The following is an 18,515-nucleotide window of genomic DNA, read 5'->3' on the forward strand; positions in this document are numbered from 1 at the left end:
ATCCATACCGGCAGCTTTTTTAGGTTGTCATCACGAAAAAATTTAAAGGAATATTATGTAAAAAATGATACGATATTTTCGTGATAAAAAAACAAGCAAGGGGATAGGACGATGACCATATCAAAAATTTGGAATGATGTTGATCTGTATTTTACTTCGAACCTGCATGCAGAAGATTCAGTATTGGATGCAGTCATGAGTGCAAATGCCGAGGCTTCGCTGCCAGCCATTGATGTTTCTCCGAATCAAGGTAAGCTGCTTCATTTGCTTGCTAAGATGAAGGGTGCAAAAAATATTTTGGAGATTGGAACCCTTGGCGGTTACAGTACGATCTGGCTTGGGCGGGCTTTACCAGCTGATGGAAGGCTATCGTTACATTAGAATATGAGGAAAAGCACGCCGAAGTAGCAAGAGAAAACATTAAAAGGGCCGGATTGGCTGACAAAATGTCCGTCATCACAGGACCTGCACTTGAAACATTGCCAACGCTAAAAGGAAAAGGTTTTTCTGACTTTGATTTTATCCTTATTGATGCAGATAAACCGAATAATCCCCATTACTTAAAGTGGGCGCTTCAGCTGGCTAAGCCAGGTGCAGTCATCATTTTGGACAATGTGGTGCGGGGTGGAAAAGTGGCGGATGCTTCTTGTGAAGATGAAAGTGTACAGGGTGTACGTCAATTTGTTGATTTATTATCAAATGAACCTCGTATTGATGCAACAGCTATTCAAACTGTAGGCAGCAAGGGGTATGATGGATTTGTTATAGGGATTGTGAAAAGTTAATCAGCGCTGCCTAAATCAAAAGTTTAAGACTTCAGAAAAAATAGGGACATTTAGTTCATGACGGAAACGAAGGATTTAGTATAATAGTAGCCTGAACATTGGTTTAAAAAGGATAGAAAGAAGTGTTTTTTGTTTATGATGTCTGCAGCTTATATGATACAAGCGGGAATAAGTATTGCAATCCTGCTGCTGTTTTTAGTTTTGAGAAAAATCTTCACCAAGTACGTGTTTCAGCTGATTATAAAAGTCAGCCATCGTACACCTACTGACTTTTTTACCCATATCCTTTTGTCTATTGAGAAGCCCCTAAGATGGTTTTTTGTTCTGATAGGCTTGTATACGGCTATTAACTATTCCCCCTTTTTTGATCAGGAAATGCAGCTGGTGAATCAATTTTACCGTTCCTCTATCGTGATTTTGCTCGCTTGGGGACTATATAATCTGACTGGTGTTTCCTCTATGTTTTTTGATAAAATCAATCGGCGCTTCGAGCTCGACATGGACGATATTCTGGCGCCTTTTTTATCAAAAGTCCTGCGGTTTTTGATTTTTGCATTGACTTTCAGTATTGTAGCTCAAGAGTTTCATTACGATGTAAACGGATTTGTTGCAGGATTGGGTCTAGGTGGATTAGCTTTTGCGCTGGCTGCCAAAGACACAATCGGGAACTTTTTCGGAGGAATCATTTTAATTACCGAAAAACCGTTCACGATTGGTGATTGGATCAATACACCCAATGCAGAAGGGGTTGTTGAGGAGATTTCTTTCCGTAGCACGAAAATCAGGACCTTTCCTCAAGCCCTTGTAACCGTTCCAAATTCAACGATTGCCAATGAGCCGATTACCAACTGGACAAAAATGGGGAAGCGTCAAATTACGTTTACCTTGAGTGTTACCTTCAAAACAACAGAAGAGCAGCTGCATACTGGCGTAAAGAGGCTGGAAAAGATGCTGCGCGAGCATAATGGTATTCACGATGATGTCGTATCCGTTGCTTTTGAAAAGTTTGCTGCACACGGTTTGGATGTTCACATCAATTGTTTTACAAAGACAACTGATTTTTCTGCTCATTTGAAAATTAAGCAGGATATCAATTTTAAAATCATGAAAATTTTTGAAGAAGAGGGAATCTCTTTTGCTTACCCGACCCAAACGGTCATTTTGGAAAAAGCGGAAGAGACTGTGCTGGATCCTCTGAATAAGAGAGAACATGAACACGTATGATAGATGGATAGAGACGCTGTTTAAGAGACAGCGTCTTTTCTCTAGTTTGCAAGATTCAAAAATGGACGGTATGCTGAAAAATAATATACAGTCAGAAAATTGAAGGGGATGGTCTGTCGATGGAAAAGGAAATCGCAATGCTGAAAAAGCTCATCGGCGAAGCAAAGGTTATATCGGTTTTAACGGGTGCTGGGATCAGTACGGAATCTGGAATTCCGGACTTTCGTTCTACGAGGGGATTATGGACAGAGGACGTATCGCGAATGGATGTTATCTCTAAATCTTATTTTGAAGCAGAGCCTGAACAGTTTTGGAAGTATTTTAAGGATATTTTCCAGACAAAGCTCAGTGACCAATATGAACCGAATAGCGGCCACTATTTCCTGAAAGAGCTAGAAGATGAAAAGAAGGATGTGCGGGTATTTACCCAGAATGTGGACGGCCTGCATGATAAGGCTGGAAGCTCAAAGGTTTATGAGCTTCATGGGACGATTCGATATGCGACATGCCCAGAATGCAGCAGACGGCATGGGCTTGATTATATAAATGTGAATGAACTGCCTCAATGCATCTCATGCCAGACCATCTTAAAGCCGGATGTTGTCCTGTTTGGAGACATGGTTAAGCATATTAATGAATTGTATAATAGCGTAAATGAATCCGATTTGCTTCTTGTGATCGGGACTTCTCTTGAGGTATTTCCTGTCAGCCAGGTGCCAAGAGATTTCAGCAGGAAACCGGGGCTGACGAAGGTTTTAATTAATAAAGATCCGACTATAATGGATCCATTTTTTGATTTAGTTCTTCCCATCAAAGCGGGGGAAGCTGCTGAAGCTCTAAGAAATTCATGAGACTCCTCCTCCAGGAGTCTTTTCTTTTTTCATGTATCAAACCTCAGGGTGCCACATAAGGTTTATAAAGATAAAGGCGGACAAGGAGAAGATCATGAAGAAAAAAATAGGATATGTGATTGCAGGAGGCAGTTTCATAGGTATCGGCATTAATGCCTTTATTCTTCCCCTGCATTTAATGAATGGCGGCGTTTTCGGGATAAGCCTTCTCTTAAAATACCTTTTTGGTTTTAAACTGGGGCTCACAATCGTCTGCATCAACACGCCAATCTACTTAATAGCATTAAAATACCATCGCACCTACTTTGTAAATGGCATGATTGGGATGGCTATATCTTCTCTTTTTATTGAATTGTGCTTTCCGTTAAATGGCATGCTGCATCTCCCTTATATGATAAGCACCATCTCAGGAGGCATTTTTATTGGAGCCGGTGCAGGAATGATGCTGCGCCAGCATACTAGTCCGGGCGGAATTGATCTGCTTGCATTAATGATATCGAAATGGACAGCTATGAATACCGGTATTCTGATGGCTGCCATGGACGGTATGATTATTTGTGCAGGACTTTTGCTCCTTAAGGATCCGAGACTGCTCTATTCACTTATAACAATAGGGATTGCAGGGATGATCGTTAGTATTCTAACCTCAATAAAGTCCATTCAGGTAATCCATCCGAGGTAGATTTACATACCGAGTTTAATTCCTAACAAGGAGAAAGTTTGCCGAAGCCGCAAGGGAATTTTTCTCGGAAAGGGTAAGATAAGGCGCGCACCCATATGGGTACGCACAAGGTTTGTTGAATATCCGGTCAGGCTCTTTAGGTGCTTTGGCCTGTTTTCATTTCTCCAACAACAGACGATGGTGAGCGATAAAAGGCTTTCGGATTATGGGTGACTCCGTGAAGGCCCATCCCGTTTCCCTCTGCATACAGCCGTTTAACCATGTCTTTATGTTTCTTCCTATTCGGCTCAAGCATAAAGAAAGTTGCTTTTGTCCGGTGTTTTTTTAAAATATCCAGCAATTTTCCTGTCGTCGGACTTGGGCCATCATCAAATGTTAAATAAATTTGACGGCTGTCTCCGGCAGATACCTGTTTGATCGTTTCTTTTTTTGGAAGTGCAGGTTTCTACACCCTGTACTGTCTTTGGTTTCTCTTTTTTCTTCGCTGCTATAGGATGGATATTTTTATTCATGACTTCTTCGTTAACAGGCTTTTGTTCTTATTTCCGGTAAAAGATGATGAACTATGCGTGTTCTTTAATCCATACGGGCAATCGAATCTTGGCGAAAACAGCTTTGATTAATGGATGCGATACATGACAACCGCTGCAGCAAGGCTCGGCAAGCCTGCAAGCAAAAGGGGGGATGACCATCTGTACCGCTGATCCCTGTCTGTTTTTGTTTCAGAATAGGCGTTAGCCCTAAACCTGTCACCGCTAACGGCAGCGCCAGAGATAATAATGGCAAGTATGATGGGGATGATAGCTGCGGTCATTAAATAGCTTTGGAGGTTCCCAAGTCCTGTTAAATAGGAAACCAAGATGGCAATTAAAGCGAGGCCAAGTCCAGCAAGCAAAGATTTCAAAAAAACAGCTCCCCCCTGAGATCATTATGATAATTTTACCAATTGGACTATACTATAGACAACGAAAAAGATGAAGGAGGCTTTAGAAATGGGCATTGTAGGGACTTTTTTGCTGACCTCAAGCGGGATCGCAGGACTATTTTTATTAGATGGTTTTTCAAAGTATTTTGAAGGCTGGGAAATGGGAAGGGACGATGAAGAATAGAATCCTCTCTATTTTGATGTGAAATAAAATTTTAATTATTATTAATATAATTTGAAATTTTTTATCAAAACAACATATAATGGAGATGCAGAAGAGAAAAAAATAGGAGGATCGCTATCTATGGAAAAACAGCTAGGATCCCTGACTACAGAATCCCGCAACGAAACCACCATGCAGATTGATACAGATACAACAAAGGATATCCTGGAGAAAATGAATGAAGAGGATCAGAAGGTGGCCATAGCGGTACGTAAGGTTTTGCCTGAAGTGGAATTGGCCGTTGAATTCACGGTGAATTCTCTGAAAAAGGGCGGAAGACTAATATACCTTGGCGCTGGAACGAGCGGCAGACTTGGAGTTCTGGATGCAGTTGAATGTCCGCCGACTTTTGGTTCATCACCCGAAAGTGTTCTTGCTTTAATGGCTGGCGGAGAGAATGCATTCATTAAAGCTGTTGAAGGTGCTGAAGACAAAATGGAGCTAGGAGAAGAGGATCTAAAAAGAATTCAGCTGACAGCAGATGACACAGTCATTGGCATCGCAGCAAGCGGTCGTACTCCTTATGTCATCGGAGCACTTAACTTTGCCCGTTCAGCTGGTGCCAAAACAGTTGCCCTTTCTTGCAATGAAGGTGCTGAAATCAGTAAAGCAGCGGATCTTGCTATCGAAGTCATCACGGGTCCTGAAAGCTTAACGGGCTCAACTAGAATGAAGGCTGCAACCGCTCACAAAATGATCCTTAACATGATCTCAACCGCTTCCATGATTAAACTCGGGAAGGTTTACGAAAACCTGATGGTTGATGTAAATGTAAGCAATTTTAAATTAAAAGAGCGGGCGATCAGCATTATCCAGACAGTTACAGGAAACACACGCGAGAAAGCGAAAGAAGCGTTAGAAGAAGCAAACCATCAAGTAAAGCCTGCAATCGTTATGCTTAATACAGGAACCTCTTATAAAGAAGCACTCAGTTTATTGGAGCAGGCAAATGGTTTTGTCAGGCAGGCAATTGAGTTTGGCAAGAAGTAAGGAGCAATCTAAATGGCAGCAGGCGGAATAAAAATTTTGGAAAACTCAATAGAGAAACTGCCGCAATCCGAGCGGAAAATTGCCTCATTCATTTTGAGCCATCCTCAGGAGTTTGTAAACAGTACTGTTAAGCAGCTCAGTACATTGGCCGAAACCAGTGATGCGGCTGTGATCCGGCTGTGCAAATCCCTTGGCTTTAAAGGCTATCAGGATTTAAAGCTCAGGGTTGCAGGTGATTTGGCAAAAACGGAGCAGCAGGGCTACCGGGACATAGAACCGAATGAAACCATTTACTCAATCGTTGAAAAAACAACGAGCAACAGCCTTCAGATTATCCGGGATACGAGTGAAATTATTGATTATGAAGCACTTGGTGAAGCCATCAGTCTTTTGAATAAGGCGAAATCCATTCATTTTTGCGGGGTTGGAGCCTCAGGAATAGTCGCTGCTGACGCTCAGCAGAAATTTTTAAGGGTCAATAAGACAGCGACAGCTTTTACGGATATGCATATGATCGCAACGCTGATCGCGAATGCGGATCGAAATGATGTCGTATTCGGAGTTTCATTTTCCGGTGAAACAAAAGAAATTCTGAATGTCGTTACACTTGCAAAGGAGCGCGGAGTGAAAACAATCGGCCTGACACATTTCGGGCAATCTGCCTTGTCAGCGCTGTGCGATGTCTGTCTTTATACCTCCTACTCAAATGAAGCGCCCTTTCGAAGTGCGGCAACATCCTCGCGGCTCGCTCAGCTTCATATGATTGATATTCTTTTTCTTGGAATGTCAGCAGGAAATTATGAAGAAACGGTTCAGTACATTGACAGCACAAGAGAAGCGATTCGAAAAATGACGAAAAAGAAATAACAGCATAAAAGGGGAGGCTTGGGACATGGGTGAGGGGAATAAGCACCAATTGCTTGCAGCACAGATATTAGAAGGCCTTGGGGGAGCAGGAAACGTGTCGTCCTATACAAACTGTATGACACGTCTTCGTGTTTCTTTAAATGATGCATCATTGGTAAACAAGGATTCTATTAAAAAATTAGAAGGCGTTTTGGGAGTAGTAGAAGAAGGAACACTTCAAGTTATCCTGGGACCAGGCGTTGTTAATAAAGTAACAGAGGAATTTGGAAAACTGGTCGATGTGGAAGAGCTTGATTTAAAGGGGGCTGCTTCAGCTAAAAAAGCAGAAATATCTCAAAAAAATGCAACACCCTTTAAGCTTCTTTTAAGGAAAATAGCGAGTATCTTTATCCCGCTTATTCCTGCATTGGTTGCTTCAGGGCTTATTACAGGGATTACAAAAGCGCTTGTCCAGGGTGGAGCCCTTCCTGCAGCGTCGCAAACAGCCCTTATTCTTACAGCGATCGGATCAGGACTCTTTACGTTTCTAGGAATTCTGGTCGGTATGAATGCAGCCAAGGAATTTGGCGGTTCACCTGCTCTCGGAGGCGTTGCTGCCATATTGTTTATCAATCCGGCCATTGCGGACATTTCGCTGTTTGGCGAAAAGCTGCTGCCGGGAAGGGGAGGACTCATTGGTGTTCTTCTGGCAGCTATTTTCATCGCATTTGCCGAAAAGCGAATTCGAAAAGCTGTACCGGCTTCGCTTGATATTATTATTACACCTACATTAGCACTCTTAGTTACTGGTATTCTGACTTATTTTGTTTTCATGCCGGTTGGCGGCCTGATTTCGGACGGCATTACACAAGGCTTGCTTGCTGTATTAAATGTTGGCGGAGTCTTTGCAGGATTTGTTCTTGGTGCTACGTTCCTGCCGCTTGTTGTAACAGGACTTCACCAAGGATTGACTCCTATTCATCTTGAACTCTTAAAAACTCTTGGAAATGATCCGCTTTTACCGATTCTCGCAATGGGAGGTGCAGGGCAAGTCGGTGCGGCTTTTGCCATTTTTGCTAAAACAAAAAGAAAGCGCTTAAAAAGAGCGATTGGCGGTGCTCTTCCTTCTGGACTTCTCGGAATTGGAGAGCCATTAATTTATGGGGTAACCCTTCCGCTTGGCCGTCCATTCTTGACAGCGTGTCTTGGAGCGGGAGTGGGAGGAGCATTTCAGGCTGCCTTTCATGTCGGCACAAGCGCGATCGGTGTCTCAGGTCTGCCTCTCTTGTTTCTTGTTCCGCTGCAGCAGATTCTTTTATATCTAGTTGGGCTAATCATCTCCTATGCAGCTGGTTTTGCCTTTACTTACTGGTTTGGCTTTAAAGATGAAATGGCGAGTGAATTTTCATGATTGGTTTTTCATTTTATCTGTCTGATCAGAATGCGGAAAAAAGGATAAAGGATGCGGGGAATAAAGGGGTGAAGCAAGCCTTCACCTCCCTGCATATTCCTGAAGAATCAGTTGATATGGCTAAAAAGGCTGAAAATTACTGAATATTTCGAAAAATTTAGGTATAAAGGTATTTGCCGATGTTTCTCTCCATACACTGAAGCATTTAGGGATCGGCCATTTACAGGAGCTTACGGCAATTGGCGTCTATGGAATAAGACTGGATGATGATTTAGAGGGCCATGATGTCAGAGGATTAGCCAATACCTTTTTTCTGTCCGTTAACGCAAGCACACTTACAGAAACAGAGCTTCAGAAACTATTGGCCATGGACATAAAACCGGAAAGGCTGATCGGCTGGCACAATTATTATCCTAGAAAGGAAACTGGGCTATCAAGGGAATTTTTCAAAAAGCAAAATAGGATGTTTGAAAAATATGGCATTGAGCGTGCAGCCTTTATTCCTGGAAACGAAGAGAAGAGAGGACCGCTTTTTGACGGGCTTCCTACATTAGAGGATCACCGATATGTTTCACCTTATCAGGCAGCGGCTGAGCTTCTTATGGACGGAATGGATCACATCTGCATTGGTGACCCAGGAGCTTCCGATAAATTGCTTGATTCATTGGTATCTCTTGATCAAAAACGCATGATCATACTGCGGATTTATTCAGATTCAATAAAAAGCGGAGCAATGAAGCTGCGTCCTGACTTTTCGAAAGATGTACTCAGATTCGTTGATACACGAAGCACTCAGGCTATTCCTCCAGAAAATACAAAGGAAAGCCCAATTGGTACAGTTACAGTGGATAATGATTTATACGGAAGATACAGAGGAGAACTGCAAATTTCGTTAACTGATCTTCCGGCTGATGGAAGGGTTAATGCTGTTGGAAGTGTTTTTGAAGAAGATTTGCCGCTCTTACATACCGTAGAGCCTGGACAAGCTGTTTATTTGAAATGTTTTAAGAGATTAAGAGAATAAAGAAACAATATAATTTCAAAGCAAAGAATTCGGAGGAGATGGCGTATGAAACGTGCTGTTTATTGTGCTGCAGGTACCTTGCTGTCATTGGGGATCTTTTCAAGCTCAGTTCCTGTGCTTGCTGAATCAGGCTCTCGTTCTTCTATTCATTCTGGGATTTCAATGAACGGAAAGGATCAGCTCTATGCTGTGCTGTCAAAGGACCAGTCTATGAATTTTCATGCTTTTAAAAATCAAGGCGTGCTTTATGTAAAGACCCAAAAAGGAATGAAAGGCGAAGTGACAATTAATGAAAGTAAAATTTCGTTTCACAGTAAAAAAGCAGGCTGGGAAAAAATCAGCATTTCCCGTTATACAACAAATGGTTTGAACACGATCCGTTTTTCAAAAAGTAATGATCCGGGAAGACTGGAAATATCCATTCCTTATCCTTCTTTGCAAAAAGCACATAGTCCTGAAGAAGCCGGTTTTTCTTCAGAAAAATTAAAAGAAATAGACAGGATGATTGAAAAAGAGGTGCAGGATGGCTTTCCAGGTGCAGCTTTAATTGTCATCAAGGATGGTAAGATTGTTAAGAATTCCGCTTACGGATATAAAAAGAAATATGATGGACTAACGCCTTTAAAACATCCGCAAAAAATGACAACTGACACAATGTTTGACCTGGCTTCCAATACGAAAATGTATGCGGCGAATTATGCGATTCAGCATCTTGTCAGTATAGGAAAACTGAATTTAGAAACGAGGGTGCAAGAGTACATTCTAGAATTTAAAGACCAGCCAAATGATACGATTAAGGGAAAGAATACCCTTAGAATTACAGATATTTTACATCACACAGCAGGCTTTCCTGCGGACCCGCAGTACCATAATCCAGCAGTATCGAAAGATCTATTCTCGCAGGACAGAAATAAAACCCTTCAGATGATTTCAAAAACACCGTTAACGTACACACCAGGCACAAAAAATATTTACAGTGATGTCGATTATATGCTGCTTGGCTATATCGTTGAAAAAATCACGGGTGAAAGACTGGATACGTATGTGGAAAACATGTTTTATAAACCGCTTGGACTGAAGGATACGCTGTTCAATCCGCTTAGAAAAGGAAAGGAGGCCTCTGAATTTGCTGCTACGGAATTAATGGGGAATACGAGGGACGGTGTGATTGACTTTCCAAATGTTCGCCATTATACACTTCAGGGAGAGGTACATGACGAAAAAGCCTATTATTCCATGGATGGCGTTTCAGGGCATGCCGGATTATTCTCTTCGACCAATGATCTTGCTGTACTGCTTCAGGTCATGCTGAATGGAGGAGGATACGGCGGGCAAAAATTATTTAGTGAAGATACAATCAGCGAGTTTATTAAACCATCGGAGCTCAACCCCACTTATGGACTCGGCTGGAGAAGAAACGGAAGTGCCGACATGCAATGGATGTTTGGACCTTATGCAAGCTCAAGTGCATACGGACATACAGGATGGACCGGCACTGTCACAATCATTGATCCTAAGTACAATCTTGGAATTGTCCTTTTGACAAATAAGAAGCATTCTCCTGTGATTGATCCTAAAAAAGATCCAAATACTTTTTTAGGAGACACCTTTAATACCGGAAAGTATGGAAATGTTGTTACAGCTGTTTATGAAGCGATGCTAGACAAAAAATAACAGGGGATCCAGGGGAGGAGCAAAGAAGATGAAACGATTTTTTTCAGGCTTGCTGGCGGTTGTCCTAGGGGTATCGGTCATAGCGGGATTTGGGTTTAAAAAAGCAGAAGCTGATACAGCAGATCAAAAAGTGAACAAGATTGTCAAGAGTATGACACTGGAGGAAAAAGTAGGACAGATGCTGATGCCTGATTTCAGGAACTGGCAGAAAAAAGGGGAAACAAAGGCAGCAGGCCTTACCCAGATGAACGATGAAGTAGGGAGCATTATCCGCAAATATCATCTGGGCGGTGTTATTCTGTTTGCTGAAAATGTAACAGGTACAGAACAAACGGTTCGGCTGACAGACGGCATGCAAAAGGCTAGCCAAAAAATTCCGCTGTTCATTACAATTGACCAGGAGGGCGGGATTGTCACAAGACTTGAGTCTGGGACCAACCTTCCCGGAAATATGGCGCTTGGTGCAGCAAGAAGTGACAAATATGCTTATCAGACTGGAGACATTGTCGGAAGTGAACTAAAAGCACTTGGAATCAATGTTAATTTCGGCCCTGATATGGATGTAAACGTCAGTCCAGGCAATCCGGTCATTGGAGTCCGCTCCTTCGGCTCCCACCCGGATCTCGTCGCAAGGCTTGGCATTCAGACAATGAAGGGTCTTCAAAATCAGAATATGATCGCAACAGCAAAGCATTTCCCAGGTCATGGCGATACAGATGTGGACAGCCACTACGGTCTTCCAGTCGTACCGAAGAGTTTGGAAGACTTAAAAAAAGTGGAGCTGTATCCTTTCCAAAAGGCTATTGATGCCGGTATGGACATGATCATGACCGCTCATATTCAGTTCCCGGCTATTGATGATACGACATATAAAAGCAAGAAGGACGGCCAGCAAATTATGGTGCCGGCCTCCCTTTCTAAAAAGATCCTCACAGGTCTCTTGAGAGAAGATATGGGCTTTAAAGGTGTTGTCGTAACAGATGCATTAAACATGAAAGCAATCGCGGATAATTTCGGCCAGGAGGAAGCAGCAGTAATGGCGATTAAAGCGGGTGCGGATATCGCTCTTATGCCAGCACCAGTTACATCACTTGAAACGGAGAAAAACCTTCAAAGTGTGTTTAATGCTGTTCTGACAGCCATTCATAAAGGAGAAATTCCACTCTCTCAAGTAGACAGCTCTGTAAAAAGAATTCTTAAGCTTAAAATCAAAAAAGGGGTCTATGTGCCAGATCAAACTCAGACCACTCTTTCACTTGACCAGAAAATCAAACAGGCTAACCGTGTTGTAGGAAACAAAAAGCATTTAAAACAAGAAGCAAAAATGGCGGAAAAAGCCGTAACGGTTTTAAAAAACGAAGATAAAACGCTTCCTTTTAAACCGAAAAAAGGAGAAAAAGTGCTGCTGCTTGCACCATTTGATGACCAAATCGAAGCTATGAAAAGAAGTATTGAAGCATTAGAAGAACACGGAAAAATTAAGCACCTGCAAATAGAAGGATTCAGTTTTTCTGGAAAAGTGATGAACGATGAAGTGAAAAAACAAATAGATAGCGCCAAATACATTATCACAGGCTCTTATGTTGTAAAAAATGATCCGGCAGTAAATGACGGAAAAATTGATGATACGAGTACAGACTCTTCCAAATGGGCAACGATATTCCCAAGAGCAGCCATGAATTATGCGCTTAAAGAAAAGAAAAAGTTTGTTCTTGTCAGCCTAAGAAATCCTTACGATGCAGCGAACTTTGAAGAAGCGAAAGCGATGCTTGCCGTTTATGGTTTTAAAGGCTACACAAACGGACGCTACCGCCAGCCCAATATTCCAGCTGGAATTAAAGCAATCTTTGGACAGATAAATCCGGATGGCAGGCTGCCGGTTGATGTTCCTTCTGTCACACATCCTGGTAAAATCCTCTACTCCTATGGTTATGGGCTGAATCTTAAAAATGGCAAAGTTATTAAAATAAGATCAAATGGGGAGGAGCTTCAATGAAAAAAGGATTGTATTTCTTGATTGCGGTACTGCTAGTCATGGGCACATCGACTGCATCAGCTTCCAAAGAAAAGCGTGACAAGGGATCCAAGACCATACCAGGAATTGAAGTTCTTTTAAAAAACCAGAAGAACCTGATTAAAGGGAAGAGAGTCGGCCTGATTACAAATCCGACTGGTGTAGACTCTAAGCTGCAAAGCTCTGTTGATCTTCTGAACAATGACCCGGATGTAAAGCTTACAGCTCTTTACGGACCGGAGCATGGAGTCAGAGGAGATGCACAGGCAGGGGAACAAGTCGATTCGTATATAGATGAAGTTACCGGTCTTCCAGTCTACAGCTTGTACGGAAAAACGAAAAAGCCAACCCCTGAAATGCTGAAAAATGTGGATGTCCTTGTGTTTGATATTCAGGATGCTGGGACAAGGTTTTACACTTATATCTCAACTTTGTCTTACGCGATGGAAGCGGCAGCAGAAAACCATATTCCAATCATTGTACTCGACAGGCCGAATCCGATCGGCGGCATGAAAGTGGAAGGGCCAGTCCTCGATCCTGCTTACTCTTCCTTTGTTGGAAGGTTCCCGATTCCGCTTCGCCACGGCATGACAATGGGAGAGCTTGCTTTATTATTTAACGAAGAATTTAACATTCATGCTGATCTGAAAGTCGTTAAAATGAAAGGCTGGAAGAGAAGCGATTATTTTGAAAAAACGTCCCTGTCTTTTGTAATGCCTTCGCCAAATATGCCGACCGCAGATACAGCCCTCGTTTATCCAGGCACAGGATTAATTGAAGGAACAAATGTCTCAGAAGGAAGAGGCACTACAAGGCCGTTTGAACTGCTCGGAGCACCCTATATAAATAGCACGGAACTTGCAGAAAAACTGAATAATAAAGGATTAAAAGGATTATCCTTTCGAGCAGCCTCCTTTATTCCAACAACATCGAAATATACAGGCGAGCTCTGCCACGGTATTCAAATCTATGTGACAGACAAAAACAAATACAACTCAGTAGAAACGGGGCTCCAAATCATCCAGTCGATCCACGAACTTTATCCTGACAAATTTGAATTTTTGAAGCAGGATAACTTCGGCTTATTGATCGGAAACAGCTGGGTAAAAACGATGATTTTGCAGGGAGCATCTGTAAAAGAAATTGAGAAGAAGTATGAGAGCGAAACAAACAAGTTTAAACAAGTACGGGAGAAATATCTGCTGTATAAATAAATGGAAAATAAGAAGTCCGGTTCAACAGGAATTAGACTTCTTACAGGGCAGCAAAAAACCTTCAATGAAACTGCCTTCGAACTGGCCATTGTTGTGATTATCATTTCAACAGGATACTTCCGTAATAAATCAAAAGGCAGAAAAGTTGCTCCAACTTAAAAGGCAGAAAGCAAGGCGCTTTCTGCCTTTTTTTTTACGGTATGGTACCATTTTTGATTGAAAAGGCTGCTTTTTGAAAAATCTGGACCTTAAGCAGCATGAAAAGCGATTGGAAAGACTGGTTTAAAGGCGGATATGGGGATTTAAAAGCTCATATGAAGATTCAAGAGCGGATAGAAAAATTTAAGAGCGCATACGAAGATTTGTCGAAGGGTTCCTCCAAATAAAGAGGTAGCCTTACCATGGTATAAAATCCCTTTTCAACATTAGAAAACGCTATTATTCCTATTTATTTAAAGAAAGAATAGCGTTTTTTTTTCGTTTTGGGGGTAATGATTAGAATACTTTTAGATGTTAATCATAATTCAACCGATGCCTTTATACTGATGATTAGAAGAAGGCTATCGATATTGGAAAGACCACTCGTAACGGCTTAGGCGACGGTAAAAGTTATATTTACGCCAATTTTATCCCAGAGTACGCTCAATATGCTCTCACTATTTTAAGGGTATACTTCAATTTTTGTTTATCATATACAAATCGAGATGGTGCCAAGCTAACACCTGCTCAAAGGTTAGGTTTAACTGAGAAAGTCTTTGACTTAAGCGATATTATTTACATGCAATAAAACAACGGCATTTGTATTGTCGTTGTTTTATTATGCTTATAGTAAATAAATAAAGGAAAAAGGGTATGTCAGAAGAAATAAAAAAGTAATCATTCACTTTTTATTGACTTTCAGGAAAAAGTGGGTATTATTAAAATTGTAAGTAATTACTCACTTTTTAATCCATCTGTTTTAGGAGTGATTTTTTATGTCCACAAGCAATCTGATTGATGAAATGATATCTCAAGCTAAATTATCGAAGAAACATACAGCCAAACAACAAAAGGTAGTGGATGCAGCCATTAAAATCTTTGCAGAAAAAGGATTTGCCAACACCTCAACTAGCGAAATAGCAGAACAAGCTGGGGTAGCTGAAGCAACTATTTTTCGTCATTATGGAACGAAGGAAAACTTACTGCTTTCTGTTATATTACCTTTCATAAAGGACTTTATCCCTCGTATGGCTGATGAAATCTTTAATGGATTATTGTCACAAAATCCAGCGACGTTTGAACAGTTCCTTAGAGCACTTATTAAAAACCGAATTGATTTTATAAGTGATAATAGAAAACTATTTCAAATCCTTGTAAAAGAAGTAATGTATCGCGAAGAGTTTAAACAAGAACTCGCACCTTTAGTTTCTGAGATAATCATTCATCATTTCAATAAAGTAATTGAAACATTTAAAGAACGTGAGGATTTGATTGATAAACCAACTCCCATTCTTATTAGAATGTTATTAACTTTCCTGTATGGCTATTTTACTTCACGGTATGTGTTAATTACTGACAACTTTGTAAAGAACGAAGAAGAAGAAGTAGATGAAGTTGTACGTTTTATAATGGGTGGCTTAAGAAAGCCTGTATAAAAAAATATTCGTTTTAAAATTTATTAAAAGGAGGTTTTAAACACATGAACATTTTCAAAAATAAACTGGTGTTATTATCCCCGATTATTGCTTTGGTAGTGATATTTATTTTTTCACTAACACTTTTCCCATCGGTCCAACCCCAACCGAAAAATTTGCCAATAGCGATTGTTAACGAGGACCAAGGCGTGCAAATTCCTAATCAACCAAAAATGAATATGGGTCAAACAATTGTTGAAATGATGCAAAAAAATTCAAAGACGAAAAATGAAGACCCTGCTGTGAAATGGGTTAAAGTAAAAACAGCAGAAGATGCACAAAAAGGAATGGATAACCAAAAATATTATGCAACATTGGTCATTCCGAAAGATTTCAGTGCTAAACAGGCATCATTAAGGACACCAGCACCTTCTTCGCCTGAAGTTCAAATATATATCAATCAGGGAATGAATACAGCAGCTTCAACAATGGCAGGACAGGTATTGAATGGGATAGTTGACAATATGAACAACAATGTTCGTAAACAACTCCTTGATGGTTTTGAAAAACAAGGAGCAACTTTAACGGCAAAACAAGCTGCAAGCTTAGCAACTCCTATTACAAAAACAGTTACTAATGTGAATGAAATTGGTACGAATAGTGCAAGCGGAAATTCTCCTGTTTCCTTATTTCAGCCTTTATGGATAGGAAGCTTGGCAAGTGCTGCTATTATCTTTATCGTGGTTAGTAAATTATCACTTACAAATCGGAAAGAGTACCTTATCGCAAAGATAGGACAAATTTTAATAGGTGCGATTATTTCCCTTGTTGTTGGTTTTGGTTTAACTTGGTTGGCAAGTGATATGGTAGGACTTCATATTCCACAGTTTACGGATACAGCTTTATTTCTATCGATTGCTTCCTTTAGCTTTTTCCTAATGATTTTAGCTGTACTTTCGTGGTTGGGAATCAGAAGTATCGCTCTTTTTGCCTTATTGTTATTCTTTGGGGCACCGTTGCTTGCAATGGCTCCAGAAATGATGTCTCCATTTTATCGAGATTGGATTTACTCATGGTTGCCAATGCGATTTATGATACAAGGTTTGCGTGAATTGTTCTTCTTCGGAAAAGGATTAACTTGGAGTTCACCTGTATCTACCCTCGTATGGATTGGAGTAGTGAGCATGGTAATCATACTAGCTTCTACCCTAAAGCTTAACGCAGGAAAAACTCAACAAAGTTTAGAAAGCTAATAATAAATTATGGAAATTCAAAAAGCAGCTTGATTTGCTGCTTTTTGTTTAATTTTTATTATAATTTTTCGTATATAAATAATTTACTAAAAGCAGTGTGATTTCAATTGAAATCCACTGCTTTTATACATGTTTTTATATGTGTTTTTATACCTGCGGGTACTCCAAAAGAGAACGACTTACTAGTAGGTGGTACTGTCCTTATTTTATTTAAACTGCTCCGTTAGCATTCCTGTAGAGAGTTAATTATAAGCTTTGATAAAAAAAGAGCTCCTCGGTAAGATGAATGTATCCCAAACAACCATCTTAGGAGGAAGCCCTACTATGAAGTTTAAAATGCAGGACAGACAAAATCAACTCATTGAACGAATTTCTCCCCAACATCTTATTGTAGGAGTGGATATTGCCCAGCAGACTCATGTCGCTCGAGCCGTAAACTTTCGGGGAAAGATTCTTGGCAATCCACTAACCTTTGAAAACAACGAGACTGGTTTCTCCAATTTGCATCACTGGATGAAAACACTTCAAAAAGAGTACCACTTGTCAGATGTAACCATCGGTATGGAACCCACTGGCCACTATTGGATCAACGTGTCGACTTGGCTATTTGAGAAGGGATTCGATGTTGTGACAGTCAACCCATATCACGTGAAACGGAACAAAGAAAATCGTGATAACACTCAATCCAAAAGCGATATGAAGGACGCTTTAGTGATCGCTACATGAATGGGTATTATGCCTTCATTCAGCCCACTTCTGAAATCTTTGAAAAGCTACGGGTACTTATGGCCAATCGCGATGTGATTTTACCTTTATTTCTCTAGCACAATAAGAAAAAGCCGTCTCATGACGGCTCTTACTTCAGAGAACAAACCTGTAGTGAAGAAGGATAACAATATAACACGGAATATAGTTGATATCCTATTCAAACACTTACGATGCTATCCTTTAACATCAAATCACGTACTGCCTGCTGTAAAGTTCCAAATATCTGTATTAGGGATAAATCGGCTCCGAGCTGAACAACACTTTGGGCAATTTCGGGTCTTACTCCCGTTACAATAGAACGAACACCAAGCAAGCCAAGTACGGCACTAGTTTCAAACAGACATTGGATTACCATTGCATCAAGTTCAGAGATGCCTGAAAAATCGCTAATCAAAGTATGGGCATTCTGTTCCTGTACCTTTAAAGGCACATGTTCTAAAATATAATTCGCTCTTTCAGAATTGATGGAACCTACTAGGGGCAACACAGCGACCCCTTCCAATATAGGGACGACTGGAGCTGATAGTGTGTTAATTTCTTTGGACACTTTTTCGAGTGTTCTTTCGATTTCTTTATGCTTTGTTATATCTCTGGCGACAGATTGAATCGCTTTTTTATCATTATACAAAACAGGAGTACAATTTGTTTCTACATCAACTAGTGAACCATCAAACCGTCTTAATTGTTTTTCGATAATTCCAGTTGGTTTATTTTCATCAAGGATCGATTTTGCGTGCCTTACTGTCAGCTCTCTATACTCCTCGGGTACGATATCGAATACAGATTTACCTATAACTTCCTCACTGGAAGTGGCCCGTAAAAAGTCTACTCCTGCAGGGTTTATATACTTAAATTTCCCATCTTGTTGAATAATAATTGCCTCCGTGGACGATTCAACGATTTGACGATACAATTTTTCATCCGTATTATTTCCCATGAAAATCCTCCACTCCTTACCAAAAGCTATAAGTAACTAAGAACATTATACAATAAGTGAATAATTAATGTATTTTATGCC

General features: G+C 40.6%; 17 protein-coding genes and 3 pseudogenes. 17 read left to right on the forward strand and 3 right to left on the reverse strand.

Annotation, left to right across the window (positions count from 1 at the left end):
• Window positions 1-111 precede the first annotated feature (111 nt).
• From ACOT8F_RS03510 to ACOT8F_RS03525, 4 genes and pseudogenes are all read left to right on the forward strand, one after another.
• Window positions 112-785 (forward strand): annotated as a pseudogene (locus ACOT8F_RS03510) (O-methyltransferase).
• A gap of 135 nt (window positions 786-920) precedes the next feature.
• Window positions 921-2,009, forward strand: coding sequence for a mechanosensitive ion channel family protein (locus tag ACOT8F_RS03515; RefSeq protein WP_421650166.1), 1,089 nt, complete (start codon window positions 921-923; stop codon window positions 2,007-2,009).
• A gap of 131 nt (window positions 2,010-2,140) precedes the next feature.
• Entirely contained in the window at window positions 2,141-2,860 is a 720-nt protein-coding gene (locus tag ACOT8F_RS03520) for an NAD-dependent protein deacylase (RefSeq protein ID WP_421650476.1), read from the forward strand.
• Between the two features lie 94 nt (window positions 2,861-2,954).
• Complete coding sequence (locus ACOT8F_RS03525; RefSeq protein ID WP_421650167.1) at window positions 2,955-3,542, forward strand: YitT family protein; 588 nt, start codon at window positions 2,955-2,957, stop codon at window positions 3,540-3,542.
• Between the two features lie 136 nt (window positions 3,543-3,678).
• Here ACOT8F_RS03525 and ACOT8F_RS03530 read toward each other — a convergent pair whose 3' ends face one another.
• Window positions 3,679-3,960 (reverse strand): polysaccharide deacetylase family protein, encoded by a 282-nt coding sequence (locus ACOT8F_RS03530; protein WP_421650477.1) that lies wholly within the window; start codon window positions 3,958-3,960, stop codon window positions 3,679-3,681.
• Between the two features lie 201 nt (window positions 3,961-4,161).
• Entirely contained in the window at window positions 4,162-4,446 is a 285-nt protein-coding gene (locus ACOT8F_RS03535; protein ID WP_421650168.1) for a DUF5316 family protein, read from the reverse strand.
• A gap of 325 nt (window positions 4,447-4,771) precedes the next feature.
• On the opposite strand from ACOT8F_RS03535, the gene murQ reads away from it, so the two are divergent.
• The 13 genes and pseudogenes from murQ to ACOT8F_RS03600 form a co-directional block, all read left to right on the forward strand.
• Window positions 4,772-5,680 (forward strand): N-acetylmuramic acid 6-phosphate etherase, encoded by a 909-nt coding sequence (gene murQ / locus ACOT8F_RS03540; protein WP_421650169.1) that lies wholly within the window; start codon window positions 4,772-4,774, stop codon window positions 5,678-5,680.
• A 12-nt stretch (window positions 5,681-5,692) separates the two neighbouring features.
• Window positions 5,693-6,547, forward strand: a complete 855-nt coding sequence (locus ACOT8F_RS03545; protein ID WP_421650170.1) for a MurR/RpiR family transcriptional regulator — start codon at window positions 5,693-5,695, stop codon at window positions 6,545-6,547.
• A gap of 25 nt (window positions 6,548-6,572) precedes the next feature.
• On the forward strand, window positions 6,573-7,937 hold the full coding sequence (locus ACOT8F_RS03550) for a PTS transporter subunit EIIC (RefSeq protein ID WP_421650171.1): 1,365 nt from the start codon (window positions 6,573-6,575) through the stop codon (window positions 7,935-7,937).
• Window positions 7,934-8,080 carry a MupG family TIM beta-alpha barrel fold protein gene (locus ACOT8F_RS03555; RefSeq protein ID WP_421650172.1) on the forward strand — a complete coding sequence of 49 codons (147 nt, stop codon included), beginning with the start codon at window positions 7,934-7,936 and terminating at the stop codon, window positions 8,078-8,080. Before ACOT8F_RS03550 ends, ACOT8F_RS03555 begins: the two co-directional genes overlap by 4 nt.
• 20 nt (window positions 8,081-8,100) lie before the next feature.
• Window positions 8,101-8,961, forward strand: a complete 861-nt coding sequence (locus ACOT8F_RS03560) for a MupG family TIM beta-alpha barrel fold protein (protein ID WP_421650478.1) — start codon at window positions 8,101-8,103, stop codon at window positions 8,959-8,961.
• Window positions 8,962-9,006: 45 nt separating this feature from the next.
• Window positions 9,007-10,635, forward strand: coding sequence for a penicillin binding protein PBP4B (gene pbp4b / locus ACOT8F_RS03565; protein WP_421650173.1), 1,629 nt, complete (start codon window positions 9,007-9,009; stop codon window positions 10,633-10,635).
• 28 nt (window positions 10,636-10,663) lie between these two features.
• Window positions 10,664-12,631 carry a glycoside hydrolase family 3 protein gene (locus tag ACOT8F_RS03570; RefSeq protein WP_421650174.1) on the forward strand — a complete coding sequence of 656 codons (1,968 nt, stop codon included), beginning with the start codon at window positions 10,664-10,666 and terminating at the stop codon, window positions 12,629-12,631.
• Window positions 12,628-13,863 carry an exo-beta-N-acetylmuramidase NamZ family protein gene (locus ACOT8F_RS03575; protein WP_421650175.1) on the forward strand — a complete coding sequence of 412 codons (1,236 nt, stop codon included), beginning with the start codon at window positions 12,628-12,630 and terminating at the stop codon, window positions 13,861-13,863. Before ACOT8F_RS03570 ends, ACOT8F_RS03575 begins: the two co-directional genes overlap by 4 nt.
• A complete protein-coding gene (locus ACOT8F_RS03580; RefSeq protein WP_421650176.1) occupies window positions 13,864-14,022 on the forward strand; it encodes a hypothetical protein in 159 nt (52 codons plus the stop codon). It begins immediately after the preceding gene.
• A gap of 338 nt (window positions 14,023-14,360) precedes the next feature.
• Window positions 14,361-14,650 (forward strand): annotated as a pseudogene (locus tag ACOT8F_RS03585) (insertion element protein); the annotation flags it as partial.
• 187 nt (window positions 14,651-14,837) lie between these two features.
• Window positions 14,838-15,497, forward strand: coding sequence for a TetR/AcrR family transcriptional regulator (locus ACOT8F_RS03590; protein WP_421650177.1), 660 nt, complete (start codon window positions 14,838-14,840; stop codon window positions 15,495-15,497).
• 50 nt (window positions 15,498-15,547) lie between these two features.
• Window positions 15,548-16,729, forward strand: coding sequence for a YhgE/Pip domain-containing protein (locus ACOT8F_RS03595; RefSeq protein WP_421650479.1), 1,182 nt, complete (start codon window positions 15,548-15,550; stop codon window positions 16,727-16,729).
• A gap of 324 nt (window positions 16,730-17,053) precedes the next feature.
• A pseudogene (locus ACOT8F_RS03600) lies at window positions 17,054-17,538 on the forward strand (IS110 family transposase); the annotation flags it as partial.
• Window positions 17,539-17,654: 116 nt separating this feature from the next.
• On the opposite strand, the gene ACOT8F_RS03605 reads toward ACOT8F_RS03600, so the two are convergent.
• Window positions 17,655-18,434 carry a PAS domain S-box protein gene (locus ACOT8F_RS03605; protein WP_421650178.1) on the reverse strand — a complete coding sequence of 260 codons (780 nt, stop codon included), beginning with the start codon at window positions 18,432-18,434 and terminating at the stop codon, window positions 17,655-17,657.
• Between the last annotated feature and the right edge of the window lie 81 nt (window positions 18,435-18,515).

Origin of the sequence: Chryseobacillus diguaensis, assembly GCF_049220665.1 — a bacterium.
In the GTDB taxonomy this organism is placed as follows: Bacteria; Bacillota; Bacilli; order Bacillales; family Bacillaceae; genus Metabacillus_B.